Origin of the sequence: Cyanothece sp. BG0011, assembly GCF_003013815.1 — a bacterium.
In the GTDB taxonomy this organism is placed as follows: Bacteria; Cyanobacteriota; Cyanobacteriia; order Cyanobacteriales; family Microcystaceae; genus Crocosphaera.
The window spans coordinates 1-26,206 of sequence record NZ_PRLH01000142.1; the positions used below are offsets into that span (position 1 = coordinate 1).

A 26,206-nucleotide genomic window follows, 5' to 3' on the forward strand; every position below is an offset into this window, starting at 1 on the left:
GGGTTGTTGAAAAAGAGTTTAAAAAAATAACCTCTAAGTCATGAGTTATGGCTTTTCGCTTCGTGAGTGGTGGTAAATAAAGCGAAAAAATCTTACACTAAACAAATGTTAAATATTTGATAATCTATTGGTTTATTATGTCAGTTCTGGCAGCGATCGCAGTTTTAATCATATTAATTGTTGTTCATGAGTTGGGTCACTTTTCCGCAGCTCGGTTACAGGGAATCCATGTCACTCGGTTTTCCATCGGATTTGGCCCCGTTTTAGCAAAATATAAGGGCAAAGAAACAGAATACACCCTTTGCGCCATTCCGTTAGGGGGATTTGTCGCCTTTCCTGATGATGACCCTGAGAGCAATATTGCCCCCGATGACCCCGACTTACTCCGTAATCGTCCCATTTTTGACCGTGCGATTGTGATTAGTGCCGGCGTTATCGCTAATCTGATTTTTGCCTATTTTCTCTTGGTGGGGCAAACTGCCACCATAGGGATTCAAGAGTTACAACCGGGGTTAAGTATTCCCCAAGTAGACGAAAATTCTGCGGCCATGGTCGCTGGCCTCGAATCCGGCGATGTCATCCTTTCAGTGGATAATCAATCTTTGGGAGACTTTCCCGATGCAACCAGCCTATTTATTGAAAAGGTTAAAAATGCTCCGGGTCAACCCCTGGATTTAACCGTTGAAAGAGAGGATAAAATTGTCGATTTAACGGTCGTTCCCGAAGCGAATGAGGAGGGAGAAGGCAAAATCGGAGTGGCCTTATTACCCAATGTACAATTAAACCGCTCTCAAAACTTACTCGAAGCTTTCAGTTATAGCGCGGAAGCTTATCAAAATGTAACCATGTTAACCCTACAAGGTTTTTGGCAATTAGTCAGTAATTTTCAAGAAAATGCCAAACAAGTGGCCGGCCCTGTGAAAATTGTTGAATATGGAGCGAGTATTGCTCAAAATAATCTAGGGAATTTGTTTCAGTTTGGAGCGTTAATTAGTATCAATTTAGCCATTATTAATACCCTTCCTTTACCGGCTTTAGATGGAGGACAATTAGTCTTTTTATTAATTGAAGGTTTACTCGGTAAACCCTTACCCCTAAAACTTCAAGAAGGTATTATGCAAACTGGTTTAGTGTTACTCCTCAGTTTAGGTATCTTTATCATTATTCGGGATACGGTTAATTTAGCGGTTGTTCAAGACTTAATTCAACAAATTGGTTTGTAACTTTAAAGGAATTAATGTAATAAAGAGAGATAGTAGTTTACTGTCTCTTTTTTATTTATGAAGTAGAATAAAATAACTAAACTCTAAGTCATATTAGCCTTATGCAAGCAACTATCCCTAAAGCTTTATCCATCGAAGACTACTTAAAACAAGAAGAAAAAGCCGACGTTAAAAGTGAGTATATCAACGGAAAAATTATTCCCATGGCAGGTGGAACAGTTAATCACAATCAAATTGCAGTAAACATTACCACTGAACTGAATTATGCTTTCAAAAAGCAAGATTATCGGGTATATATGGGAGATGTCCGTCTATGGATACCTGAAAAAAATATTTTTACTTATCCAGATATCATGGTAATCAACGGTGATCCCATTTATTACGAAAACCGTAAGGATACCATCTTAAATCCTATTCTAATCATTGAAGTTTTATCCCCTTCTACAGAAAATTATGATAAAGAAGGAAAATTCTCTGCTTATCGAACCATTCAAGGGTTTTCTGAATATATGTTACTGAGTCAAACTAAAATTTATGGAGAAAAATTTACCAAAACCGATGAGAAAACATGGTTATTTCAAGAATTTCACCAAGAAGATCAAGCAATACAAGTACAATTAGAAAATATATCTTTACAGTTTGATGATATTTATAGCAGTTCCCATACTTGTGAGATACAAAAGTAATCGCTTTGAGGCAGAAGGCAGAAGGCAGAAGGCAGGTGTTAGGTGTACCTCATGAGTCCGAGAAACGCTATATCATAAAGTTAATTTTTAAATTTATCTGAAACAAAAAGAGTCAACCACCGTTGACCCCTATAATAATTATTGATGATTAATGACTAATCATAATGGTTTGGTGGCAACAATGGTCCGATGACGATGATCACTAGGAACCGTAGTTTGATAATCAAACCCTAATTCTTTTAACGCTTCTTCCACATTAAAAGTGTAATAATCATCGCTGTGAGGTTCGGTACTTTTCATTAAGGTGAACAAAACCGGTGGTAAGTTTTGAATTACTTCTGATCTAGGGTTATTATCAACAATACCGAGAACCCCCCCAGGACGTAAAAGACGCAACACTTCCTTAAAAATAGCGATCGCAGCATGACGGGGTAATTCATGGAGAACAAACTGAATGGTAATCACATCAAAGGAATGATCCCCAAAGTCCGTCTTTTCAGCTAAACCATGTATCCATTGACTAATTTCTTGTTGTTCATCGGTCACTTTTGCCACCGCTAACATATAGGGAGATAAATCAAGTCCAATGGTGTTAATGGGTGTATTTTGTCGTTTACTGTAGTAACGGTGCAGTTCTTTCGTAGAAATTCCCACAGAACAACCGATATCAAGGACATCCTTAACTTGAGAAGGGCTATAGGGTTCTAAAACGGCATGGAAACTAGATCGTAACCGTTTTTGAGCTTCTTGCCAGGTTAAATCTTCATTTTTCCACACTCGAAGACCTAAAGACTGTGTAGCAGGAATGGCCTCAAACGCAGCTTTCCAGCAGAGATTCCCTTGATCGTAAGCATGAAAAGGAACCAGATAATAGTCAGGATAAACGATATCAGGGTTAGTGATTTGTCCGAGTAAGCTTTTAGCGGGAGATTGTTCTAAGGTTTGACAGTTTCCTTCCCACGAAATGCCGTTTTTTTCTGCTGTTTTAATAATAACTTGTCTCGCTTGGTGGGTCATGAGGCGATAAATAGGCTTTGTTTGTATCATTAAATTGACAAAGCGCGAGAGAAGATCGTTACCCGTCCAGTCAGGTTTAACTTTATCCGCCATGATTTGAGAATAAGGGTTGATGGTTTGAAGATATTTTTCACTATATCACTATTTAGTAATATATGATATTCTGGCAATAATCCCAGTAAAGTTTTAAGTTTTATTAAAAGCGGTTTTCTCTCCGTCATCATCTTACTTTTGATAGATGAATCTTTGAACTAATTTACTATGCAATAAAAACAGTTACATAAAGCTACGGTAAAATCTTTGCAAAAATAGGCAGAAGATTAATGATTATTCTTCTGTTAATTCAAGGTTTTTGTCCCATCATCTTAGGAAAATTTAGAAATGTCTCAAGAATCCTCAGTATCATCAACTCAATTGTCTTCGACTTGGGGAAAATTCTCCAATTTATCACAAGCCCAAAAAGTCAAAAAGAAATTAGAAGAAGAGGGAATTTCGTCAAAACACATTACGGTAGAAGTGGAAAACTATGATCCTCCTCTCAAACTAGAACAAACCCAAGCCATTAATAATTTAAAAACAGGTGCGATTACAGGCACAATTTTAGGGGCATTAATTGGTTTATTAATTAGTTTAATTGTGACAGATTTTTCTCATTTAGGATTGGATGCTTTAAGCAACTTTAAAGCCATCCATTATGCCACCCCTTTAATTGCGGGTGGGATTGGTGCGGCCGGAATCAGCGTCATTTTAGCCATCAGTGGGTCTAAAGTGCCTAACTTTACTCAAGGTGAAAGAGACAGTGACAATCAAACCTTACCTAAACTCTACTTAGTGGTTGTTGAAGGAACATCAGAAGAGATTGAGCTTACTCAGAAAATAATTGTTCAAGAATCAGGAGTCGTTGAAGCAGAAGACAGATAAAGGATAAATCATAAAAGTCATAAAATACGAGGGCAAATCAAATAGATTAAACCCTCGAATTTTTAACGCATTGATCAATTGATGAATTTAGCCACCACGCATGGTTCCTGCGTTATTTTCTCGGTTACCAATGGGATCGCTAGTATCGGTTTCTGTCCCGACAATATTTCCGCGATCAGCCATAGCATTTCCCGTTGCTACCCAGTTGCCATTCTCGTCTTTTTCATAGCGAGCTTTGACGGAATTCCAGGCTACCTGAGTCGCATTTTCGTCGTTCATGCCATTTTCCAAAGTAGCATTATAAGCAGCCATAAATAGTTGCTGTCCATGCTTGGGCAATTGCTCTGTAATTTCTCTGGGTAATTCTTCTACGCTTGCATAGGTCATAATTCAGATTTCCTTCTAGTGTTGTCTTACAGTTATTTAGATTTATTTAAGCAAAAAGGAAATCAATAATAATCATTCTTTGGTGGGATTTAATCAATTTAATTCCATTAAGTAACTTGTTTTGGCTATGTCTAAAGAATGATTTATAAATATAGAGATTAGCAAGATTGGAGTTAATAGAATGGGGATTGATACCCCATTCTATTGATCGGACTTATTCGGTTTCTTGGTTTAATTCCCTGTCATCTTTTTCGGGGCTTTCTTCAATGTTTTCTCCTTTTTCTTTGGCTTCATGTTCTTCTAGGAGTTGTACAACCTTTTTACGAATTTCTTGATGTCTTTCTACCCCTTCGTAGGCGAAACGGTTAAAATTATTTCTGACAATTTCTGACTCAATATATTTAACGCGATCGCTAGTATCGGGGTGAGTGGATAACCAAGCCGGGGGACGGTTTTGGTGTTCATCCTCCATCACTGCCATGAGGTTGCGAAGCCCATCGGCAGCATACCCTGTAGCAGCTAACAACCTTGTACCGAATAAGTCCGCTTGTTCTTCCATACCGCGACTGTAGCTTAAAATGGCTAAGTTACTGGCGATCCCTCCTACATAGGGGATATAGTCCACCACACTGCTGGTTAGGGCCCCTTGGGTCATTTGCTGGAAACCGTGAGACAAAACAGAATGGGCTAATTCGTGGGCGAGTAACCCTGCGATCTCTGCTTCTGAGGAGGTTTTGGCGATCGCCCCGGCGTTGATAAAGATTTTACCCCCAGGTAAAGCAAAGGCGTTAAGGTTTTCGTCCATCACCACAAAAAATTCATATTCAAATTCATCTCTTCCGGCAACTTTTGCTAATTTTTGACCAATTTCATTGATATATCCTGTTACTTCGGGATCTTCAATTAAGGTCAGACGATTTTTAAAGCCGTCGGCATAACTTTCCCCAATGGCTGATTCTCCTTGTAGTAAAAGATAGCTTGTTTGAAGGGTAGAAAGGGGAGCAAAAACATTGCCCATCAAGGCGGCCCCAATACCACCCATCACTGCATTTCCTACTACATTCCATGTCATTTGTTCTTGCAGTTCTCCTTGATAGCGGTCTAAATTTCTATCCGCTAATTCTTTAAATTCATCCCGTAAGAAATGATCTTGATTAAATACAGCAAATTGACGGGCGGTTAAAGAGGCAGCCAACCAATTTTTTGCCTGTTCATCGGCTTCAATTTTAGCCTTAACCAATGGGGCTTCATTGGGATATAAACTCACCGCATTTTCTAACACGTTTAAGGCTTTTTCGTGTTGCTCATCTTTTCTCAAGATTTCAGCATATTTGATATGACCTGGAATGAATTCTGGATAGTCTTGGGACAATAATTGTAATGGCGCAATTCGCTTACTTTTGAAGACTTCGCTTTCAGTTAAACTTTCTTGATACAGTCGCCAGTAAACTGCACCTCCTGGTAATAAGTATTCTGCCTCATAAACAGCTTGAGCTAAGATTTCTCGGTTTAACTCTGCTTCATTTCCGAAGGGTTCTTTAACTTCCCGATAGAATCTTTCTGCTAACAAAGTTTCACCACATTTATAAAAATGATCCGCTTTCGCCAGACTAGGATAATGGGTAATTTCTGCTTGAGAAATATTTAAGATTTTGTCTTCTTTATCTTCTTTTTCCTCTTGATTTTCTGTGGTTTTTTCTTCGATTTCAGGGGGTTTCTCTAAGGATAAAGCTTCTGCATTATTAGTGGGTTTTTCTGTTTCGTTTTCAGCCACTTGTACAGGGGGAATTAACGGATGTTGCACTTGCGGGGGGGCCGCGTCACAACTATTGGTGGTTGCAGTTGTTGTCTCCTCACTTTCTTGAGAGGTTGGGGTTTCTGTCGTTTCAGAAGTGGTTGTTTCGACTGGGTGAGATTGGGGTTTTTCTTCTGTTGTATCCCTAACCGTGGACTCAGAAACGGGGTTATTCATTTCTGCGGAGTTATTATTAGATAAATCAGCAATTTCAACAGATTTATCAGCTTGAGGAGTGGTTTCTAGGGTAATATTTCCTTTGAGAAAAGAGAATTGATTTTGCTCTACTTCTTGGGATAAAACAACGTTAGGACAAAGAATACCGACTAAAATAATCGATAAATACCAATTAAGTTTCATGGCCACCTGATTTTTATATATTGATTGACAACAGATATTGCTTCTATGTTATAAACGATTTACTCTATGGTAACGACTTTTATGATAATTTTAGGTTCTCAAAACTGGGTTTTATGGGAAAATAAAGAGATTTATGACTGAATATTACATAAACCTTAATATTATGAGAAATTTTCTTTTAGTAAAGGTTAAGCATTGCTTTTCTCTGGTATTAACTAAAACAATTTAAGCTTTTATTTATTGACATCCTCCGAATATTTCTCTAGCCACTATAATAGATGCAGACAATGGTGGTGTGAGTCAGTATTATGAGTAAAAACCGTTCTCCGATGCAACGGGACCATAACTTACAATGTCTTCATAAAGGGAAACCCAATAGAAGACATTATTCTTGGATGGGTTGGAGTGTTAGCGTTGTTTTGTTAGGAGTAGCAGGGGGAACCCTCGCAGGGGGTATTTTAATCCAACACAACTTAACCCCTGTGGTAGAGAAGCAGTTAAGCAGTTTTCTTAATCGTCCTGTAGAATTAGGGGAATTAGAAGCATTTTCCTTTAATTATATTCGCTTTGGACAGACGGATCTTTTAACCACGCCGACTGACCCGGCTAATGTGTCCATGTCGGGGTTAAAAATTGCTTATAATCCCCTTAAATATATTATAGATGGAAAATTAGAAATTGAAGTAACGGCCATTGAACCCTCTGCTTATTTAGAACAGGGAAAAGATGGTAACTGGTTATTAACTCAGTTTAAGACATTAAATCCTAATAGTCCCATTCGGTTAAAAAATTTAGGCATACAAAAAGGTGAGGCTATTCTTGTATCTCGTTCTAAAGATGGTGAAAAAGAAACTCCCATCAACTTAGAACATTTATCGGCCGTTGTTCAACCGATCAATAATAATAGTGAACTGAAGTTTCAAGTTGATTCTAGCATTGTTAATAGTGGAAACTTCAATATTGCTGGTATATTTAGCCAAGAAAATAAATCAACAAATTTATTAGTTAGAGGTCATCAAATTAATGCTGAGATAATTAGTCAATTGTTACCCCTACCCATTGGATTAGAATCAGGGAAAATTGATGCGAATTTAGAAGTTTCCCATGCTAATAAAAAACTCAGCAATCTGCAAGGAGTTGCGAGGCTAAATCAAGTTTATTCAAAGGTTACGGGATTACCTCACCTATTAAAAACTCATGGACAATTACAATTTAAAGGAAGAAAAATTAATTTTGATGAGGTGATTACTCAGTTTGGAAAAATCACAGGAGTTGTTAAGGGAAATATTGATTTAGATCAAGGCTTTAATTTAGTAGCAAAAACTCAATTAACTCCTATTAAAGATATTTTTAAAACAATTGAACAGCAACCCAAAAACTTACCCGTGACGGGAACCGTTCAAGGGAACTTAAAGATTATTGGATCGTTGAATGACCCTAATATTTTAATTTCGTTAAATAATAAAGATTCTATCAAAGTTGATAAAATTAATTTTAGTAATGTTAAAACCAGTTTTTCTTTAAATAAGAAACAAATTAAAATCAATAAATTTGAAGCGGTTCCTACGGTGGGCGGAGAAATTATAGGACAAGGAAATATCAATCTTAATTCATCTTCTCCCCTCTATTCCATTAATATTCAAGGAAAAAATCTTCCGACTGCTACGTTAGCCAACCTCTACGAAACCAAAATTCCTAATTATATTAAACAAGTTTCAACCCAAGTTAATTTATCAGGAAATCTCAAACAACCTGAAACATTTAAAGCCATCGGACAGGCTAATTTTCAGACAGCAGAAGGGACAATAAAAGCTGATCATATTACTTACACTAACGGAAATTGGCAAGGAACTCTTATTGCATCTGAACTTAATACTAATCATTTTAATTTACCGATTAATGATGGTAAAATAGAAGGGATTTTTCGAGTTTCTGGGACTAGCAAAAAACCTATTTATGAGAGTATAAAAGCCACAGGAAACGTAAAAATAAAAGTAGATAATGGTTGGATCGATGCTAACAATATCCAATTATCTCAAGGTCAATGGCAAGCAAACTTACAGGTAAATAATACACAAATTAAGAATATAGTCCCGAGAAAAGATTTACAGGGGATTTTAGATGGAAGTTTTCAAGTGGCAGGAGGGTTAAAACCTAATCATAATAATATTCAGGCAAAGGGACAAGGTCGTTTAACCCTAGGTGGCGGTCAAATTATTGCTAATGATTTATATTTAGAGCAAGGAAAATGGTCAAGCGAAATCACAACACAGAATGTCAATGTTAGTAGTTTAACGGATAAACTTCCCAAACAATTATCAGGGACATTAAACAGTCATTTTACTCTGGTAGGAAATAGTAACCCAGAGACTTTTTTAGAGAGTATTGAAGGAAAAGGTAACGCTAAATTAACTTTATCTCAAGGGGCGATCGCAGCCAAGGATCTCACCATTACTCAAGGTAACTTTACCACTACCCTGACACCAACGGCCATCCCTTTACAGGCGATCGCCTCTCAATTAAAAGGAAATTTATCAGGAAACTTAGAAATTGCAGGAAAATTAAACAAAATATCCCCAGAATATCTACAAGCTAAAGGAAACTTACAATTTAGTCAAGGATTACCCTATATCAATCGTTCTCTCAACACAGCTATCCAATGGGATGGACAACGCTTAACTTTAGATCAAGTCACCGCTTCCGACTTGACAGCAACAGGATGGTTAGATATAGATTTAACAAACCAGAAAAATAAATTAGAAGCAATTACAGCATTTTCATTAGATATTGAGGGAAAAAACTTTGATTTAGCTAGTTTTCCCTTATCCTTACCCGTAGAAGACTTAGAACATTCAGGAAAATTAGACTTTAAAGGAACCGTTGCAGGAACACCCAAGACTCCTAATGTTGCAGGAGAAATGGCATTAATTAACCTAAAACTAGGAGAGATAAACTTTGAGCCTGTTATTAGTGGAAATATTCTAAAAAACGAAGAAAAAGGATTAAAATTAACCTTAGATGGGACACAAGATCAACTTCATCTGCAACTTGATCCCCAACTGAAACCCCTTACCGTAGCAGTTAAACAGGAAACTATAGATTTAGTAGCCAATAAACAAGATAATCAATGGAAATTACAGGTTAATGCCTTACCTTTACCCATTATTCAAAAAATTGCTCAAAAACAGTACAAAAATAACCCCCTACTCTTCCAACCCATGACAGGAAAATTATCCGGTCAATTTACCCTAGACTTAGAGAATGGGGCGATCGCAGGTCAAAAGGTGGCCATTCGTAATCCTATTGTAGGCACAATTCAAGCAAAACAAGTTAAAGGAAACTTTCACTACGCTAACCAAAGCTTATCCCTTCAAGAGACAAAAATATTAACCCATAACAGCCAATATGACCTAAACGGACAATTTACCCAAACTCCCCAGGGTCCAGAAATAGCAGCCAATGTGAACATTAATCAGGGTAAATTACAGGATATTCTAGAAACCTTACAAATTTTTGAACTAGAAGACTTAAAACGGGGACTGAAACCGCCTAAATACGCTAAAGCGGCCGATTTGTACGAAAATAACAGCGATTCCCAGAGTCCCCTTTTTAAAGTAGAAACCGCAAAACAGTCTCTCGGCGATCGCATGGATACCTTAAACAAAATTACCGCTTTATTAGGAGAAAACCAAGAGAAACAAGGTGATAATGAAGGTTTACCAGAGTTAGATCGCTTAAAAGGAGATTTCAACGGTCAAATTGCCTTAAATATTGCCCCAAAAACTGGATTAAAACTTAACTTTGATCTCATCGGACAACAATGGGAATGGGGACAATATCAACTCACCCAGTTTCAGGCCAGAGGTAACTGGAAAGAGGGAAACTTGACCTTAGAACCCTTTAACCTACAATTAGAAGACAGTATTATTCAATTTGCTGGTCACATTGGACAAACCAACCAAAAGGGACACCTGCAAGTGGTCAATATTCCCTTAGATACCCTCTCCCAATGGGTTAACCTTCCCTCCGTCGTTACCCTTGGAGGACAACTTAACGGACAAATCAACCTGGGAGGAACCCGTGACAACCCTCAAGCATCAGGAAAATTAGCCATTAATCAACCTAGCATTAATCAAACCCTCTTAGATTCTACTCAAGGACAATTTACTTATGAAGGGGGTCAATTTAACTTTCTCGCCAGTAGTATTCTTGATCGCCAAAGTGAACCCTTAACCATAGAAGGAACCTTTCCCTACGTTTTCCCCGTGGCCAAAGTCCAACCCAAAAGCGATCGCTTATTCTTAAAATTTCAGGCCAAAAATGAAGGGTTAACCCTACTTAATATTCTCAGTCAAGGACAAGTTGCTTGGTTAGGAGGAACAGGAGAAGTCCAATTAAACTTATCAGGAAAAGTTGACCCAAAACGGGGGATTCCCTATGAACTACAGGCCGATGGTGTAGCCCAGGTTAAAAATGCTACCATTGCCACCAAAATGTTGCCCCAAAGCCCTTTTCAACAAGTTCAGGGCAAAATTTTCTTTGATTTAGATACCATTGCTTTTGATGATTTTACGGGACAATTTAGCGGTGGTCAAGTTGCAATTTCAGGGTCTTTACCCCTGTTAAAACTAACAGAAAATGATCCATCTGTCACCATTCAATTAAATAATTTAGCCCTTAACCTTCCCCAAATTTATCAAGGAGGTGTTCAGGGTAATTTAAACATTGCAGGCAGTGTATTAAGTCCCGAAATTGGGGGAGAAGTTAATCTATTTGATGGTCAAGTTTTCTTAGGAGAAAAAGGAAAGAAACCCAAACAACATAATCCTTTATTAGCTAGTACAAAATTAAACAATTTACAATTAAATTTAGGAGATAAAATTACTATCAGTCGTCTTCCTATTTTAACCTTTTCAACCACAGGAAATTTAGCTTTAAATGGAACCTTAGCAAAACCCGAACCAGAAGGGATTATAACCTTAGAAAATGGGTTAGTGAATCTGTTTGCCAGTCAATTAAGGTTGGCAGGGGGAAAAAATAATACAGCCCAATTTTTACCCGAAAAAGGATTTGATCCTTATTTGAATATCAACCTATTTGCTTCTGCCACCGAAACAACACAAAACACCATTAATATTAATCCAAATTCAGCCGAAGTCCCCGAAACTTTTAGGGCTACCAAAAATAGTTTAGAAACAGTCAGAATCAAAGCAAACGTCGAAGGATTTGCCAGTAACATTACTAAAAATATAGAATTAAGTAGTCAACCGAAACGAAGTCAACAGCAAATTATTACCCTATTAGGGGGAACCTTTCTCAATACATTAGGAACAGGAGAAACCACCCTAGGATTAGCCAATTTAGCAGGAACCGCCGTTTTAGGACCCGTTCAAGGGGCGATCGGAGAAGCATTAGGATTGAGTGAATTTCGCATTTTTCCCACTCCTTTAATTAACCAAGATGATGCCCTTGATACTTCTAATATTGGCGTTGCAGCCGAAGCCGGACTCGATTTAACCGAAGATTTTTCCTTGTCCATTCAAACCATTGTTAACAGCGATCGCCCTCCCAGATTAGGATTACAATATCGTATTAATGATAGTACAACCATTAGAGGATCAAGCAACTTTTCTGATGATAATCGAGGTAGTATTCAGTTTGAACAAAGATTTTAATTAGTTATTTTTCTTATGTTATCTCGGTTTAATCAAATGTCAGGTCGTTTCTATTTATTAGTTGGAGTGATGATTTTTGGCGTTGCTAATGCTGTGACTCGTAAACTAACAGAAATAGGGGCGCAAAATCTCATCGATGGTCGAAACCCGATTTCTTTTTGTAACGTTTTATTTGTGGGTAATTTGTGTGCTTTGATTGCTTTATTGGGGGTTTATTATCCTCAACTCAAAAAAACAGCCTTTAGAAATCTATCATCACGAAATTGGTTTTATTTACTTCTAGTTGCTTTACTATCTGGGGCTTTAGCACCCGCTTTATTCTTTAGCGCACTAGAAAAAACAGCCGTCAATAATGTTATTTTAATCAGTCGCATCGAACCGCCTCTCGCTTTATTTTTATCTGTTATGTTTTTGAGAGCAAGGGTTAATGGTTGGGTTGTCGGTGGTGCTATTGTATCAACCATAGGAGTTGTCCTTACCGTTGTTTTACAACCACCACAAGGGGATATGGTCCAGATGTCAGGTTTCCAATTAGGCATTGGAGAGTTAATGGCTGCAGGAGGCGCAGTTTCTTCAGCGATCGCTAATATTATTAGTAAAGTCAGCTTACAAAATATAGCTCTAGGCTTCTTTAATGTGGTAAAAACCGCTCTGGGTACAGTTATTTTCTTTGTGATAGCACTATTTTTATATGGAAAAGAGCATTTTATCGACATATCGTCCCCTTTACTATGGAAATGGATGATAGTCTATGGAACCGTTATTGTGGTCGTGGGACAGTTATGTTGGTTTGCTGGTTTAAAACGAACCAGTGCATCTGAAGTGTCCTTAGCTAACTCTTTTAATCCTATTGCTGGCGTATTAGCTGCTTTTTTGATCTTAGGAGAAACACCAACCACAGCCCAATATATAGGCGGTTTCGTTATTTTAATGGGAATTATTTTTAATCAAATTGGTATCGTTAAACAAAATAAAATTTTATCGGAAGTTGTACCCACAGAAAAGATGTCTCAAAAAACGAATATTGCTTCATCTGTAGGCTTTAAAGGACTTTAAACTGACATATTGCACGCCTTACAGGAAAACTCAGCAATGTAAGCATTCAGTATTCAGCATTCAGCAGTTACCATCAAAATGAACCCTATTGCCTGTTCCTCGTTCCCTGTTCCGATCCCCCACACCCCCCACACCCCCCACACCCCCCTTTATAAGGGGGGCAGGGGGGGTTAGGGCCAGGGGGGGTAGGGGGCAGGGGCCAGGGGAGGTTATCGAAGGTGCAAGATATGAGTTAAACACTCGCTAAAAATCTCCTTATTATTCATAAGGAGACTAATAACTTATTTTGAGTTAAGACAGTTTTATCTCAACAACTTAATGAAGGGAACCATTGACATAATAATCTCTTGTTCCTTTTGCATCCAATGCGTCTCCTAAACGATTTAAAGCATGAATATAAGCAGCCGTTCGCATGGAAACCCCATCTTGCTGTGCGATCGCCCAAACTTGTTCTGCTTCTGTCATCATTTTGTCTTTCATTCGTTCATTAACTTCTGTCCTTGTCCAATACAACCCACTGCGATTTTGTACCCATTCAAAATAACTAACCGTTACCCCTCCCGCATTAACCAAAATATCAGGAAAAACATAAATTCCCTTTTCCTCTAAAATTGAATCAGCCGCCGAGGTAATCGGCCCATTGGCCACTTCAAAGATAAATTTTGCTTTGATATTATTAGCATTGTCTGCTGTTATTTGATTCTCTAAAGCAGCCGGAATCAAAACATCGACATCCAATTCTAATAACTGCTCATTGGTAATACTTTCATGGTCTCCAATATCACAGACGGTATCTTCGCAGTAAATAGCTGTAATCCCTCGATGTTCTTTTTTATAATTACGAATGCTGAGAATATCTAACCCATTCTCTGTATAAATTCCTCCTTTTGAATCACTTACGGCTACTACTTTATAGCCTGATTTTGCCAATAATTCTGCTATTACTGCCCCCGCTTTTCCAAACCCTTGCACGGCCACCGTTGTCTTTTCTGGTATCAATTCAAACTTAGGAAGAATGGTTTGTATCACATAATAAGCACCAGTTCCGGTTGCGGTATCTCTTCCTTGACTTCCTCCCATGGTTAGGGGTTTACCAGTCACCACACCAGGGGTAATTTTTCGCTGGATAATACTATATTGGTCCATCATCCAACCCATGATCATTTGATTGGTATAAACATCCGGGGCTAAAATGTCAATATCAGGGCCAATAAAATCGGCGATCGCTTCAATATAACCCCGACTCAACCGTTCTAATTCTTGTTTTGATAACTCCTTCGGGTTAAGGGTTATTCCCCCTTTGGCTCCCCCAAAAGGTAAGTTTAATAAGGCACATTTAAATGTCATCCAAAAAGCTAAAGATTGCACTTCATCCATGGTGACATTGGGGTGATAACGAACCCCTCCTTTTCCTGGCCCTCTGGTATCGTCATAACGCACTCGATACCCTTGAAAAATGCGTAACGAACCATCATCCATTCTCACAGGAATAGAAACACTTAAACTGGTTTTAGGATGCTTTAATCGTTCGCTGGCATCCTCAGAAATTGACGTATATTTTAAGGCTTTTTCTAGCCTTGTACTAGCATCAGCAAGGAGTCCGTTCATAATTGTTTTATTCCTTTTATTTGAGACAAGTTTGTTAGAAAAATCTAGTAACGATTAATGAAAAACAACAGCCTCCTAATATTCCTTGACTGACTCAATAAAGGAATATAATGCGGAACTTAAAACAGGGAAACTGTTGTCAATTATCTTTGGTCAGTCTTTGTTAAATAAAATGACTCAAGTCATTATCTTTGAAGTCATACAATGGTGTGATCAAGCAACAATAGTTACCAAAGAGTTTTTATTCTTAATTAAATTTTAATATATTGAGATGAAGCTTGTTAACCCAACTTAGCAATTATTTAATATTTGCAGTTTTTTGTAACAAACTAGAAAAAGTTAAGGAGATTTACTCAATTTATTTTACGTAAATTTTTCAGTAATTGAGTTACTTTCAGCATATCTTTATCCCCAGGCGATCGCTCAACCCCACTAGATAGATCAATCCCATCCGGGGTTAAATGTTCAAGGGCTTGTAAAATATTATCGGCCGTTAACCCCCCTGCCAAAAACCAGGGTCGATCGGCACGAAAATTCTTTAACATCTCCCAATTTAAGGTTTTACCTGTTCCCCCCAACTGTTGAGGATGATAAGCGTCTAAGAGGAAAGTATCAACCATCTCAACGTAGTCAGGGAGATGGGATAAAGAGTCTCTCGTTTTGATTCTAAACGCCTTAATCATTTCGAGGTGAGGAAATAATTGTTTAACTTGGGCGCAAAATTCAGGGGTTTCCTCTCCGTGAAGTTGGACGGCCGTTAATTGAGCAACCGTTAAAACCCTTTCTAGGTCTGTTAAACTGGCATTGGCAAACACGCCTATGCAGTCCACCTTTGTCGGCAGGGTTTGGATAATGTGTTGAATCTGTTGAGCCCCCACGTAACGAGGCGATCGCTCAACACAAATAAACCCTAAAGCAGTGGCTCCCAAAGCTGCGATCGCTTGTCCTTGCTGAGCTTGAGTGATCCCACAAATTTTAATTCGCATTCTCCCCAACTCCTAATAATTGTTAAGTATTCAAACAAAGTGAGATTTTTTCAACAGAGATCCTTATAATGCCTCTTGTTTATAGTCATAAATTCAAACAGGAGTTTAACCCATGTTCTCCCATATCATCATACTTGCTGAGGCTACCTCTGCGGTCACGACCCCCTGGAACTTGTCTGTCGCGATGATTATGATTACAGCTAATCTCTTTAGCTTTATTTTGGGTTATTTTGCCATTCAAAAAACTGGTGCCGGTCCTGATCTTCCTTTACCTCAGTTAGCCTCAAAGAAAAAATTTGGACTTCCCGAACTATTGGCAACCGCTAGTTTTGGTCATATTCTAGGAGCAGGAATTATCTTAGGGTTATCCAATGCTGGTCTTCTCTAATGGAATCTTGACAGTCAGTCCCAGATAAGGACTACAGTTTCACCGAACTTAACAGTGAACAGTGACCGATACAATTAACTGGTCACTGATAACTGTATAACTCAATTTTTCTGAAGAATTCATTGTATAGTTTTAACAACGATTTATTATAGGAATAAGTTTCAATACTGTGTGATCCTTTTTGTTGAGCTATTCGATCAACACTCAGCTATGAAAGGCCCCTTATAAACTAGAATTTCGGTGATTACTTTAACTTTACTCCATCCGACCAGCAGCAACCCTATCCAAAGTTGGACATTTGACACAACAACGACCATTCGTATTGGTCGTTCTACGGATAACGAGGTGGTTCTTTATAGTGCCGTCGTTTCCCGTCATCATTTAGAAATTCGCTACGAAGACAACCACTGGCAAGTGGTTAATTTGGGAACCAATGGTACTTATATCGAGCGAAAATTAATTAGTCAAAAGCAAGCTGTAGATGGCATGATTATTCGTTTGGCTAGTTCTGGGCCTACCATTCAAATTCATCTATCACCAGAACAGTCGTCCGTTAAGGGTCAATTTGCTCGAATTAATCAACCTCAGTCAAGGTCTTCTGTTCAACAGAAAAAATCATCCCTAGAAGATACGATTACTCATGAACCGAGAAACGATTAATCAAGACTAACTAATGGTAATTTCCATTGTATTTATGCTGCTTTTGCTTTAATAACATCTTTAGGAATTCTAATTCCTGATAAGTCTAAGCCATCAAATTGTAATGCAGTGGCTACATGGAAATGTTCGAGAAAGTTGATTAACCATTTCATTTCACTTTCGTCAAAGTCTTCGTAATTCTTAAATAAAATAGCTAATCGTTTTTCTAAAGCCAAAAGCATTCTTTGTTTTTTGTCTCTTTTGTCGTGGGTATTCGGATCAATGGGATAACAATGAATAAGTTGTAAGAGAACATTTAAAGTTTTCTTCGTTCCCATATTACTCAACATATCAATAAAGAAAAAGTGATTTTTTTCATCATCAATAATCAACAACTTAAAACAATAGTCAATGGCGATTTTGATTAATGCTAAATCCGCTTTTGTATTATTATAACTTGATTCTTCTCCTCCTAAATTAGCTAATAGCTTTTGAGTAACGAATGCTTGTTGATATTCAGGAGGAAATAAACTTGTAATCACTTTATAAAGCATCATTTTACATTCTAACAGGGATGCTTTATCGTAATAGCTAGATACCACTAATGATCTTTCTTTAAATTTCTTTTCTGTCGCTTTATAATAACAAATAGAACGATACAAGGAGTCTTTAGGCAGTTGAGTCGGATTTTCCCAATCTTTTCCTACCGTTCTAGAAGAAAAAGACCCTGCTAAATCTTGATTATTATCTTTCATCGTTTCCTGACGAAGATAACGATGTAAATTAACGGAATAGTTACTTACATATTGATCTTGTCTTACTTGGGTTGTTTGTCCAAAACTGGTGTTTTCTGATGCACCTAAATAAAAACTATAAAGATGAGGATAACGAATTAAACGCTTTCCGAGTCGTTGTTTTCTTTTCCATGCGGGTTCATCGTCTTCTGCTTCTAACTTTTTATATTTATCAACAGTTATTTTTAATCGTTCAAAAGCCGTTGGGGTTTCAGGGTCGCCTTCTATTTGTTTTTTTGACACAAAAAAGGGTTCTAACGACGGGTACATAGTCGGTTTTTCCGCTGCATTTTCTAAAATATTAATTAATCGACTTAAAGAGTTATATAAGTCATTTCTAAATCGCCTATCTAATCCCAAGTTATTAATAAAGTAACAGCAAACTCGATTAAGGAAATAACTAATATTTTCAGGAATATTACGACAAATTTTTATTAAGGTATTAGAATCTTGCAACAGCAATTCTTCTAGTTTATCTAAGTAAGTTTCGGGTTTATTTTTAAAGTATTTGAAATAATCTTCAAATAGGCTTTCCTCTCTAGCTAAATTTTCAAAATCTTGTTGTAAATGGGTAACTGTAATCATAGTTTTTCTCCTTGTTACTTTGTTTTATCCCCCAAATTCGCCTATCGGTATGGATATGAATCACTAGATACTAAAAAGTTCTATAAGTAGAATAATCTCTCAACTTAAACCCAGAAGTTGAATGATTTGGTGATCGTTTCGAGAATCTATTGTGATTAGTGTAACTGAGACTGTACCGAAAGGTTGTGATTCTAATCTTTGAATCGTTGTGATCATGATCACTGACTTTTTAGTAACTTTAATTAACTATCTTACATCCCTAAGTTCTTACGCATTTCTAACTATGTAATCACCCTACCCCATCAGAGTCAACTATTAACACGATTGTCTCCGTTTACTCTTAGCTTGAATGCCTATATACTACTTTCTTGCTTGAATAACTTGTAAACTTCCTCCTGCATAAAGGTGTTTTTCACAGTCCTTAAATCCAACGGCTTTTAGTTCATTGACTAAATTAGTGTCTAATAAGTTCCAAGCGGTTTCTGTTTCAAATAACCACATAAATGTTGCTAAAGATGGCCAAAATAAAACATTAGTGGGTTTATGTAAATCAATAAAGGCAAAAATACCTTCAGGTTTTAAAACTCGATAAACTTCTCTGAGGATTTCTCTTAATTGTTCTGTTTCCATTTCATGCAACGCAACACTACTATGAACTAAATCAAATTCTTCCTCAGGAAATGGCATTTTTTCCGCTAAAGCATTGACATAATTCGCTTCAGGAACAATTTGTTTCGCCCGATTAATAGCAGTAGAAGAGGCATCAAGTCCTGTCACTTGAGAAGACTTTTGCACTAAAAATTCAGTGGTTTGACCGCTTCCACAACAAAGGTCTAAAATTTTACTGTTAGAATTAATATTAATACCTTCGAGGGATAAACTACGAAATCGCTTTTCTCCACCAACCGCTAAAGCACTTAAACGAGAAATAGTATTATATAGCCAAGGATATTGATAACTTAAAGGTCTTAAAAAAGTTGACATAATAACAATTAAATAATAATAATTAACATAAATATTTTAACATAAAGGTCAGTTGAATGACGACTCATTATTTTTATGTAAACAATTCATGAATAATCTGTATAAAAACTTGACTCTATCATGATAAAATAATGATAAAGATTTTATTAAGGAGTTTTTATGTTGGATTTTGACGGCATTAACTTTGATTATTTACTAGAAGAAGAAGTCATCCAAGCTAAAAATCATGATAAACTTTCTTTTCAAGAAGACTTATTTGTGAAACTTCTTGAAGGAGTCAAAGAAGATCGTATCGGTTATGGGGTAGTTCAGACCGAGGAAAATGAACAAAAAGGAGTGATTTTATTACTCGATCCTGATACCAATCAACAAATTATTATTGGTTATCTTCCCAATGAAGTACGAACCATTTAACCATCAACCGAATTAAATACTATTAATAGTGATTAATTCATTCATGAGAGTAGTGAACGAACTTCTCCGCTTTTTAACCACATTTTTTCTCTGGCTAATTTCAAAATCATTTGTTTTTCCGCACGAGCGATCGCCTGATAAGTTTTTTCAATCCCTTCAGGTTCTACAGAAATAGTGGTAATACCCCAGGCAATTAATTGTTCAATAATTTGAGGAAAATCAACTACTATTTGACCACAAATAGAACTGGGTATTTCTAACCGATTCGCTGCTTCAATTAACTGTTTTAAAGCCCCCACAATCCCTGTTTGATAAACAGAAGAAATCTGATTCCAGTAGACTTGATTTCGTTCTATCCCGAGTAACAAGGGAATTAAGTCATTACTCCCAATTGCTATACCCTGTACACCTACTTTAACATAATCAGGGAGTTGGAAAATAATGGAGGGAACTTCTGCCATGATCCAGACTTGAAATGACTTCACAGTTGATAATTTATACTCTTCAATTAAATTCAGACAAAAGCAAAATTCATCCACTGTTCTCACAAAAGGCAAAATGATATTAATATTGTGATAGCCTTGTTGTTGAAGGTTTGATAACGCTTGTAATTCTAGGCGGAATAAAGTAGAGTCAAGACAATATCCAGCTGTTCCTCGACGATCAGAATCAGCAGAGAATTTATCATCAAAGGTTCGGTAAAAAATTGGATAAGGCCCAAAAACCTCAGCAAATTCACTAATTCGTTGTTTTAGTTTTTCAATAATTTGCTCCGATGGAGACTTCTTTAACCAGTCCCTTAGAGAATGAGGCGCACATAAATCTAATAACATTAATTCTGAACGAATTAAACCTAATCCATCACAAGGTAAATCTCTAACTTTTCCCAAGGAACTCCTCTGACTTAAATTAACCATTAATTTAGTGCCGATGGGATAATTAAAAAACCTTTGTTTTTCTGGAAGTCCCTCAGATGTTTTCAGGGGAATTTTTGGCTGGTTTAATGTATTTTTTCTATTTAAAACAATGGTTCCACTGTCTCCATCCAAAAGAATAGAATCTCCCGTTTGTAACCAACTGGTCGCCCCAGGAACATCCACCACAGCAGGAATCCCTAATTCTCTGGCCAAAATAGCTGCATGACTGGTGATTCCCCCTTGTTCAGTGATCACCCCTGATGCTTGTTTAATGGAAGATAGTTGAAACGGGTGAATTTGTTGGCTAACAATGATACTATTCGTTAACTCTAGTAAATCAGAGTTATTATCCTCATTTAATAGATAAACAGTCCCTTGAATTTGTCCTGGTGATACCCCAAGACCGATGAGTCGAGATTGATGTTCATTGATGGGTCGGTTTGATTGTGTACTGTCAAGAGATTGATGGTAAGGGGATGAAATTAATTGAGCGATCGCTAATTGAGCGGATGAACTATCGTCAGAATGATACAATATCCATTCTAAAGAATGCCAAGAAATGGCATGGTTTTCTAAATCATTACATAGTTCGCTGATTTGTGATATTTCTGCTGAATTTAAACAATATTGAGCCTGTTGCTCCTCACTTAAACAATAGGATTCTACACATTTTTTAGTTGACAATTGAGTTAGTTCTGGCTCTTGTATTAAACGATAACCACGGGCTTTATTTCCTAGTTTTTGGTCGAAAATTTTTCCCGATTTTCCTTTAATCTTCCAGGAATCAGGTAATATTTCTCCTTTAAGGAGACTATAACCTAGACCCCAGGTTCCCTCTATTTCAAAATCCTGAGATCGATTAATTACCCTGCCCGATGCAATCGCATTAACCATCGGTTGCACTAAAATTCCTAAGTTTAATTGATCAATTCCAATCCCTAAGCGTTGCCAATAAAATAAACTTTTTGCCCTTAATAATTGCGCCCAGATTTCTTTGATAGCCATTTCCAGATTTTCAGGAATATTCCAACAAACCTGAGCCGGCGTTAACCCAGAAATGTCTTGATTTAAGGGAAAATTTCCCCCTAACGAAGTGCGTAAAATTAACGCATTACTTTCTAGCTTTTTTGTTGCTTCTACTAAGGTTTCTCGCCATTGAGAGGGAAAGGATAAATTGACAATCGATTGACGACTTTGTTGAGCAACTAATTGTAGTATGCGAGGATTATCTACATCCAAATGAAGGGATGAGCCAGGAAAATCTGCTAATAATGAATTCACATCATTCAAATTATCGAGAAATTCTCGAAATACACTCGAACTAATTACAAAACCAGGAAAAACATTATAGCCACTTTGTTTTAGTTGGCTTAACATCCATGCTTTTTCCCCAACAACGGGACGGTCCCGCAAATTAATTTCAGAAAGCCAATAAAGCTTAGTCACTGCAATAATAAGAATCCAATTAGCAAGAACAATTAAAGCGGTTAAAACTATTTATTATGGTAATTAATTAAAACAAATTTACTATTTTTTTGACTGATATTTCCTTTTTTGTCATGATATCATAACAAATAGTTAAATAACAATAGTATCTTGCTAAAACTTGGCAACTAATTCTTAGACTAAATCGGCAAGTCTGTTATCCTAATTATTAAAATTTATCTTTGTCTATTATAACTGATTCTTTTTTTCTCTAGTCAGCCCATTTGGTCAGATTGCTTGACCTTCCTAAAATCTAGGGTCATATAAGCTGTGATTCGAGGATTAACTACTTTTATCTTAACAATTATTGAGACTCCTACAGCAATAAGAGCGTTTCTTAAGTTACCTTATCAGTCAACCCATGAATCAAAAGCTAGACCTTCAGGGTAAATTGATTCCCTCATTTCTAGATCCTAGCAAATCTGAAACCGCTTCTAAGATTTTTTCACTCATCAATTGACTCTGAGCATATAGAAAAAAATGATCACCCTCCAAAAAATGTAAATTAAGATCCTTTAATGTTTCCTGTTGCCAATTCCATAAATCTGGTTCAGTAATCGCTAAATCTTCTAAACCCGAAAAAACAGTAATGGGACAATCTAAGGGAGTTCTTGCGGTATAGGAATAGGTTTCAAATAAGGTAAAATCCGCTCTTAAACTGGGTAAAAAGAGTTGAAGTAATTCAGCATCTTCTTGAATCATCTCAGGAATCGCCTGATACCGTTGAGATAATTCTTTGACAAAGCGTTGGGGGGGTAAGTGATGGATAGAAGGTTGAGGAATAGAAGTATTCGGTCCACTACAACCACAAATGAATAAATGTTGTGGCATCGGAGAATGGTTTTGACGTAAACGATGAGTCACTTCATAACTAATTAATGCCCCCAAACTATGACCCAAGAAAACAAAAGGGCGGTCTAAATAGTCCTCTAACGCCATGGTAATTGTTTCAATGAGGACAGTCCATTCTTGAATGCAAGGTTCTTTAATCCGTTTACCTCGTCCTGGCAATTGTAAAGAACAGACTTCAATCTCTGGAAATAAATGTTTTGACCAACTATTAAAACGAGAAGGTAATCCCCCTGCACAAGGAAAACAAAACAGACGCAAAGAAGCATTTTTGTTGGGTTGAGAAGACAAGATCCAAGGATTAGAAAGTTGATTCATAATATTAAGCTAATTTTCGACGAGTCATAATCGGAAAATTACGACCCTTGAGTAATAAATAAGCACAAGGAACAAAGTATAAAGCAATCAATGTTGCCCCCCCTAATCCCCCTACGATGGTAATCGCCAAAGGAGGCCAGAAACCACTGGGATCAAGTAATAAGGGTGTAAAGCCAAGAATAGTGGTCAAAGTGGTTGCAATAACGTGACGAGTGGCACTCATCACCACATTACGGGCTGCATAGCGATCGCCTCTTGAAGCCAGGGGATCGTGGGTCAAAGAACTTAAGACCACAATCGAATCATTAACCACCACTCCCAACAGACCAATAATGCCGAGAATCGCTGTAAATCCGAAAGGGTAATTAAATAAAGCCAATGAACCTAAGCCTAAACCCATAGATAAAATAGCCACAAGCAGAATAATTCCCCCCAAGCGAAAAGATTTGAAGGTTAGCACCAAACTAGCCACCATCATAATCCCTAGCACACCCACAGTTGAAATTAAGTTACTGACTGCATTTCCCCGTTCCCCTTGTTCTCCTCCAAAATCCCAGGAATAGCCCGGAGGTAAAGAAAAATCACTGGCTTCTAATCGCGCCTCAAAATCAGATAATACTGGATCAGCCAACATTCCGGCTGGGATAAACCCTTGCACCGTATTAACCCGTGTCCCATTGCGACGGGAAATAGTGACCACATCCGGGACTAGGGTAACGTCTCCCACTGCCGACAGAGGAAGAAGAGAACCTGGATCATTGCCCTGAGTCAGTAAGGTAAAAGAAGAAATATCGGCTAAATTGCCCCGTTGTGAGGCTGTGGTGCGAACCCGAACCGGCAGTTCTTCGGTTCCTTCTAAAATTGATCCCCCAACCCTTCCCTCTAAACTACTATCCAATTGACGACCAAGGGTGGTTTTATCCAGTCCCGCTAGACGCAGTTGTTCTTCATTGAGGTTTAAGCCCAGTTTCGGTAAGGTTTCTGTCAAATTAGCACGAGTGTGGATAACATTAGGAGTTTTAGCCAATTCTGCTCGGAGTTGATCCCCTAAAATGCGTAGCTGATTCAAATCAGAACCGTACAATCGCAATTCAATGGGTGCTTCAAAAGGCGGTCCCTGTTCCAACTGTCGTACAATGACTTGGGCTTGAGGAAACGCCTGATCTAATTCAGTTTGTAACGTTGTAATTAAAGGACTCGATTGAACGTTAGGTTTGAGTTGTACAATTGCCTGACCATAGTTAGGGGCATTTTCCCGATTTTGGGGGACATTGTAATAAAAAGGAGGCGCACTCTTGCCAAGAAACCACTGTACCTCCGCAATTTCTGGATGAGCTAACATTAATTCTCTTGCTTGCATTGCCTGGGACTGGGTTTCTTGCAAAGAGGTTTGAATGGGTAATTCAAAATTAAGATAGAATTGTCCTCGATCCGTTGGGGGGAAAAACTGCTGTTGCAGATGACCCGAAGCCATAAACCCCCACAAAGGCAGAATGAAAATGATCGCCATGGCTAATAGGGGACGACTGAAAGTGCGATCAAGACTCCATCGATAAACTTGAGTTAAACGGCCATGGGAAAATCCCCTTTCCCACCAATGTCCTGAAGTAGATGTCGGTTGCCAACGGTGTAAACGGCCAGCCAACGCAGGAATCACCGTTAACGCTAGGATTAAAGAACTAATTAAAGCCAGAATCACCGTTACGCCGATAGTCCCCGTAAACTCTCCGGTCCCTCCTGGGGCAGTGGCAATAGGAACAAACGCTAAAACACTGGTAAAGGTTGAAGCTAACAGAGGACTAAAAATATGACTGACCGTAGTTGAAACCGCCTCTTTTGGCGACAACCCTTTGTGCAAGTAACTTTGAACTTCATCTACGACAATAATGGCATTATCAATTAACAGTCCTAAAGCAATAATTAATCCGGTGACAGAAATTTGATGCAAAGGAACGCCTATCAGTTTCATACTGCCAAACACCATCAACACCGATAAAGGTAAGGCTGTTCCCACAATTAAAGAGGATTTCCAACCCATGATAAACAAGGTAATGACGATGACCAAACCTGCCCCTAGGGCTAAATTCCCTAAAACATCATTGAGTCGTTCTTGTACATAATCACTTTGATCAAAAATGGTTTCTAATGTAATACCCTGGGGAAGTTGTTGTTCAAATTCCCTTAACTTATTGTGAGCAATGCTGGCCCAAATATCTAGACGTTGATTGGATTGGACAAAAGCAGAAACAGCGATCGCCCGACGACCATTGATTAAGGCTAATTCAGCCGGGGGATCGGCAATCCCTTTACGAATGTGGGCAATGTCTCCCAATCGTACTACTTGACTAGACTGACTCGATTGAATCGGTAAGCGATCGAGGCGATCAAGAGAGTCCAATTCCCCGGCAATTTCAAATAATAAATTACTCTGTTGACTCCTCAATTGTCCGGCGGACACTTTAGCATCGCTGTCTAAAATTTGTTGGGACAGGCTTTGTATGGTTAACCCCAAATGGGTTAATTGTTCTGGGTTGACTTCAATGATAATTTCTTCTTCCGGGGTTCCAAACTGCTCAACTTTTTCGGTTCCTCCAATTAACCGGAGTTGATCTTCCAATTCCTGGGCCCAACGGCTTAAAATTCCGTAGTTAACTGCTGTGTCTAAATCCCAAGTTAAGGCAACAATTAAAGCATTAGCCTTGGCCTTAGAAGTATCAAATTCAGGGGTTGAAGCCGTGTTAGGTAAGTGGGGAATGGCATCGTTAACTTTATCCCGAACCTGTGACCAAATGGGATCAACCTCTTTAATATTGTCATTTAACTCGACGCTAATGGATGAAAAAACCGAGTCTAGAGGTAGATTCAATCGTCTTGATTTCTTCAACTTCAAATAAAGATTCTTCAAGTTTATCCGTCACTAGGGTTTCTACCCGTTCAGGTGATGCTCCAGGAAAATGAGTCGTAATCACTGCGAAACGGGAAGTCATTTCTGGGTCTTCCATACGCGGTAAACTGAAAAAAGAAGATAAACCCCAAACGATGATCGCTAAAATGGTTAAAATTAAAAGTCGAACATTGCGATAAAATAAGCTATTCACCAGTCAGCCTCAGAATTCAAA

The 26,206-nt window shown here is 37.8% G+C and carries 17 protein-coding genes and 1 pseudogene; 8 read left to right on the forward strand and 10 right to left on the reverse strand.

Annotation, left to right across the window (positions count from 1 at the left end; translation table 11 throughout):
- Positions 1-137: 137 nt before the first annotated feature.
- Positions 138-1,223 (forward strand): RIP metalloprotease RseP, encoded by a 1,086-nt coding sequence (gene rseP / locus C4E06_RS18110; protein WP_107669384.1) that lies wholly within the window; start codon positions 138-140, stop codon positions 1,221-1,223.
- 101 nt (positions 1,224-1,324) lie between these two features.
- On the forward strand, positions 1,325-1,909 hold the full coding sequence (locus tag C4E06_RS18115) for a Uma2 family endonuclease (RefSeq protein WP_107669386.1): 585 nt from the start codon (positions 1,325-1,327) through the stop codon (positions 1,907-1,909).
- Positions 1,910-2,068: 159 nt separating this feature from the next.
- Here C4E06_RS18115 and C4E06_RS18120 read toward each other — a convergent pair whose 3' ends face one another.
- Positions 2,069-3,019 (reverse strand): class I SAM-dependent methyltransferase, encoded by a 951-nt coding sequence (locus C4E06_RS18120; protein WP_107669388.1) that lies wholly within the window; start codon positions 3,017-3,019, stop codon positions 2,069-2,071.
- Positions 3,020-3,307: 288 nt separating this feature from the next.
- Between C4E06_RS18120 and C4E06_RS18125 the strand changes: the two genes are divergently transcribed.
- On the forward strand, positions 3,308-3,847 hold the full coding sequence (locus tag C4E06_RS18125) for a hypothetical protein (protein ID WP_107669390.1): 540 nt from the start codon (positions 3,308-3,310) through the stop codon (positions 3,845-3,847).
- A gap of 87 nt (positions 3,848-3,934) precedes the next feature.
- Here the strand turns inward: C4E06_RS18125 and C4E06_RS18130 are convergent, their stop codons facing one another.
- Entirely contained in the window at positions 3,935-4,234 is a 300-nt protein-coding gene (locus C4E06_RS18130) for a ChaB family protein (protein WP_107669391.1), read from the reverse strand.
- Positions 4,235-4,448: 214 nt separating this feature from the next.
- Positions 4,449-6,389: a M48 family metallopeptidase gene (locus C4E06_RS18135; RefSeq protein ID WP_107669393.1), complete on the reverse strand. Its 1,941-nt coding sequence runs from the start codon at positions 6,387-6,389 to the stop codon at positions 4,449-4,451.
- Positions 6,390-6,697: 308 nt separating this feature from the next.
- On the opposite strand from C4E06_RS18135, the gene C4E06_RS18140 reads away from it, so the two are divergent.
- Complete coding sequence (locus C4E06_RS18140; protein WP_107669395.1) at positions 6,698-12,064, forward strand: translocation/assembly module TamB; 5,367 nt, start codon at positions 6,698-6,700, stop codon at positions 12,062-12,064.
- Between the two features lie 15 nt (positions 12,065-12,079).
- Positions 12,080-13,120, forward strand: coding sequence for a DMT family transporter (locus tag C4E06_RS18145; protein WP_107669396.1), 1,041 nt, complete (start codon positions 12,080-12,082; stop codon positions 13,118-13,120).
- 315 nt (positions 13,121-13,435) lie between these two features.
- Here the strand turns inward: C4E06_RS18145 and C4E06_RS18155 are convergent, their stop codons facing one another.
- Both C4E06_RS18155 and C4E06_RS18160 read right to left on the reverse strand, forming a co-directional pair.
- The gene (locus C4E06_RS18155) at positions 13,436-14,731 is read right to left on the reverse strand and encodes a Glu/Leu/Phe/Val dehydrogenase (protein WP_370051347.1); all 1,296 of its coding nucleotides are present in this window, start codon (positions 14,729-14,731) and stop codon (positions 13,436-13,438) included.
- Positions 14,732-15,081: 350 nt separating this feature from the next.
- A complete protein-coding gene (locus C4E06_RS18160; RefSeq protein WP_107669405.1) occupies positions 15,082-15,714 on the reverse strand; it encodes a phosphoribosylanthranilate isomerase in 633 nt (210 codons plus the stop codon).
- Positions 15,715-15,826: 112 nt separating this feature from the next.
- On the opposite strand from C4E06_RS18160, the gene psaK reads away from it, so the two are divergent.
- Positions 15,827-16,102, forward strand: a complete 276-nt coding sequence (psaK, locus tag C4E06_RS18165) for a photosystem I reaction center subunit PsaK (protein ID WP_107669412.1) — start codon at positions 15,827-15,829, stop codon at positions 16,100-16,102.
- Between the two features lie 240 nt (positions 16,103-16,342).
- On the forward strand, positions 16,343-16,762 hold the full coding sequence (locus C4E06_RS18170; protein WP_107669413.1) for an FHA domain-containing protein: 420 nt from the start codon (positions 16,343-16,345) through the stop codon (positions 16,760-16,762).
- A gap of 32 nt (positions 16,763-16,794) precedes the next feature.
- Here the strand turns inward: C4E06_RS18170 and C4E06_RS18175 are convergent, their stop codons facing one another.
- Both C4E06_RS18175 and C4E06_RS18180 read right to left on the reverse strand, forming a co-directional pair.
- The gene (locus C4E06_RS18175) at positions 16,795-18,120 is read right to left on the reverse strand and encodes a hypothetical protein (RefSeq protein ID WP_107669415.1); all 1,326 of its coding nucleotides are present in this window, start codon (positions 18,118-18,120) and stop codon (positions 16,795-16,797) included.
- A gap of 360 nt (positions 18,121-18,480) precedes the next feature.
- Complete coding sequence (locus C4E06_RS18180; RefSeq protein ID WP_107669417.1) at positions 18,481-19,104, reverse strand: class I SAM-dependent methyltransferase; 624 nt, start codon at positions 19,102-19,104, stop codon at positions 18,481-18,483.
- Between the two features lie 159 nt (positions 19,105-19,263).
- On the opposite strand from C4E06_RS18180, the gene C4E06_RS18185 reads away from it, so the two are divergent.
- The gene (locus tag C4E06_RS18185; protein WP_107669418.1) at positions 19,264-19,518 is read left to right on the forward strand and encodes a hypothetical protein; all 255 of its coding nucleotides are present in this window, start codon (positions 19,264-19,266) and stop codon (positions 19,516-19,518) included.
- Positions 19,519-19,559: 41 nt separating this feature from the next.
- Here the strand turns inward: C4E06_RS18185 and C4E06_RS18190 are convergent, their stop codons facing one another.
- The 3 genes and pseudogenes from C4E06_RS18190 to C4E06_RS18200 all read right to left on the reverse strand — a co-directional run bounded on the left by C4E06_RS18190 (position 19,560) and on the right by C4E06_RS18200 (position 26,185).
- A complete protein-coding gene (locus C4E06_RS18190) occupies positions 19,560-21,881 on the reverse strand; it encodes a putative PEP-binding protein (RefSeq protein WP_107669420.1) in 2,322 nt (773 codons plus the stop codon).
- 420 nt (positions 21,882-22,301) lie between these two features.
- The gene (locus C4E06_RS18195) at positions 22,302-23,087 is read right to left on the reverse strand and encodes a thioesterase II family protein (protein ID WP_107669422.1); all 786 of its coding nucleotides are present in this window, start codon (positions 23,085-23,087) and stop codon (positions 22,302-22,304) included.
- Between the two features lie 4 nt (positions 23,088-23,091).
- Positions 23,092-26,185: pseudogene (locus tag C4E06_RS18200) on the reverse strand (efflux RND transporter permease subunit).
- Between the last annotated feature and the right edge of the window lie 21 nt (positions 26,186-26,206).

Bases quoted from the DNA above. Each gene is read 5' to 3' on its own strand.
- rseP (WP_107669384.1), top strand. From the start codon at position 138: ATGTCAGTTCTGGCAGCGATCGCAGTTTTAATCATATTAATTGTTGTT.
- C4E06_RS18115 (WP_107669386.1), top strand. From the start codon at position 1,325: ATGCAAGCAACTATCCCTAAAGCTTTATCCATCGAAGACTACTTAAAA.
- C4E06_RS18120 (WP_107669388.1), bottom strand. From the start codon at position 3,019: ATGGCGGATAAAGTTAAACCTGACTGGACGGGTAACGATCTTCTCTCG.
- C4E06_RS18125 (WP_107669390.1), top strand. From the start codon at position 3,308: ATGTCTCAAGAATCCTCAGTATCATCAACTCAATTGTCTTCGACTTGG.
- C4E06_RS18130 (WP_107669391.1), bottom strand. From the start codon at position 4,234: ATGACCTATGCAAGCGTAGAAGAATTACCCAGAGAAATTACAGAGCAA.
- C4E06_RS18135 (WP_107669393.1), bottom strand. From the start codon at position 6,389: ATGAAACTTAATTGGTATTTATCGATTATTTTAGTCGGTATTCTTTGT.
- C4E06_RS18140 (WP_107669395.1), top strand. From the start codon at position 6,698: ATGAGTAAAAACCGTTCTCCGATGCAACGGGACCATAACTTACAATGT.
- C4E06_RS18145 (WP_107669396.1), top strand. From the start codon at position 12,080: ATGTTATCTCGGTTTAATCAAATGTCAGGTCGTTTCTATTTATTAGTT.
- C4E06_RS18160 (WP_107669405.1), bottom strand. From the start codon at position 15,714: ATGCGAATTAAAATTTGTGGGATCACTCAAGCTCAGCAAGGACAAGCG.
- psaK (WP_107669412.1), top strand. From the start codon at position 15,827: ATGTTCTCCCATATCATCATACTTGCTGAGGCTACCTCTGCGGTCACG.
- C4E06_RS18175 (WP_107669415.1), bottom strand. From the start codon at position 18,120: ATGATTACAGTTACCCATTTACAACAAGATTTTGAAAATTTAGCTAGA.
- C4E06_RS18180 (WP_107669417.1), bottom strand. From the start codon at position 19,104: ATGTCAACTTTTTTAAGACCTTTAAGTTATCAATATCCTTGGCTATAT.
- C4E06_RS18185 (WP_107669418.1), top strand. From the start codon at position 19,264: ATGTTGGATTTTGACGGCATTAACTTTGATTATTTACTAGAAGAAGAA.
- C4E06_RS18195 (WP_107669422.1), bottom strand. From the start codon at position 23,087: ATGAATCAACTTTCTAATCCTTGGATCTTGTCTTCTCAACCCAACAAA.